The organism is Actinomadura sp. CNU-125 (genome assembly GCF_001942465.1).
In the GTDB taxonomy this organism is placed as follows: Bacteria; Actinomycetota; Actinomycetes; order Streptosporangiales; family Streptosporangiaceae; genus Spirillospora.
In genome coordinates this window covers 1-1,299 of record NZ_MKJY01000538.1, presented here as the reverse complement: position 1 = coordinate 1,299, position 1,299 = coordinate 1, and the positions used below count along the sequence as shown (strand labels likewise).

The window sequence follows — 1,299 nt, the reverse complement described above, 5'->3', positions numbered from 1 at the left end:
TGAGGTGCCACGGATCTTCCGGACAGGGCCCCAACTAGAGTTGGGGAGAACCGGAAGGGAAGGTCGTTGGCACGACAGAGGCGGCATTTCACCCAGGAGCACAAGGACGAGATCGTCCGCATGGTCCTGGACGGCCCGCGCCCCATCGCCCATGTGGCCCGTGAGGTCGGCATCCACGACACCACCCTGGGCAACTGGGTCAAGGACTACCGCAGACGCCACGGCGACGACGCGTCCACCACACCGGCCGGCGCCCCGAAGAGCCTCCGGGAACGCGAACTCGAACGCGAGAACCGCAAACTCCGCGAAGAGAACGAGTTCCTGAAAAAAGCCGCGGCCTTCTTCGCCAAGGATCACCGGTGAGCGCCAAGTACGAGCTCATCGACGCGGAGAAGGCCCACCACGCCGTCATCGACATGTGCGCCTGGCTGCGCGTGTCCCGGTCAGGCTTCTACGAATGGCTGAGCCGGCCGCTGTCGGCGACCGCCGAACGCCGGGAGCGCCTCAAGCCGATGATCGAGGCGGTGTTCGCAGCCAACCACGAGACCTACGGGTACCGGCGCGTCCACGCGGTGCTGGCCCGCTCGGGCGAGGAGGTCTCGCCCGAGCTGGTGCGGCAGTTGATGCGCGAGCTCGGGCTCGAGCCGGTGCAGCCGCGGCCGTGGCGGCCGGTCACCACCCTGGCCGGCGGGCCCGGAGCGATCCCCGACCTGGTCAACCGCGACTTCACCGCCGACCGGCCGGGCACCAAGCTGGTCGGCGACATCACCTACATCCCGACGTGGGAAGGATTTCTGTATCTGGCGACCGTCATCGACTGCCATTCGAAGATGGTGGTCGGATGGGCTATGGCCGATCACTTCAAGACTTCGCTCATCACCGCCGCCCTCGACTCCGCGGCCGGGAACATCCACATCGAGAAAGGGTGCATCTTCCACAGCGATCGCGGATCGAACTACACCAGCGACGAGTTCGGCCGGCACCTGACCGAGAAGTACAAGATGCGGCGTTCGGTCGGCAGAACCGGTGTGTGCTGGGACAACGCCATGGCCGAGGTCGTTCTTCGGGGCATTGAAGAACGAGTGGCTCAACCGTATGGTATTTGCCACACGAGCCAAGGCCCGCCGCGCGGTTGTGCAGTACATCGAGGGCTTCTATAATCGACGCAGGCTTCATTCCGCGAACGGGTACCGGACCCCTATGGAGGTCCACAACGAGTACCTGGATCGGCAGCAAGCAGCGTAGATCTGCCCGCAGATCACCCATGAAGAAGCTGTCCGGAAAACGCGTGGCCCCTCA

The 1,299-nt window shown here is 64.9% G+C and carries 1 pseudogene; it reads left to right on the top strand.

Going from position 1 to position 1,299, the window contains the following annotated elements:
• The first annotated feature begins 66 nt into the window (after positions 1 to 66).
• A pseudogene (locus tag BJF79_RS39985) lies at positions 67 to 1,245 on the top strand (IS3 family transposase).
• Positions 1,246 to 1,299 lie beyond the last annotated feature (54 nt).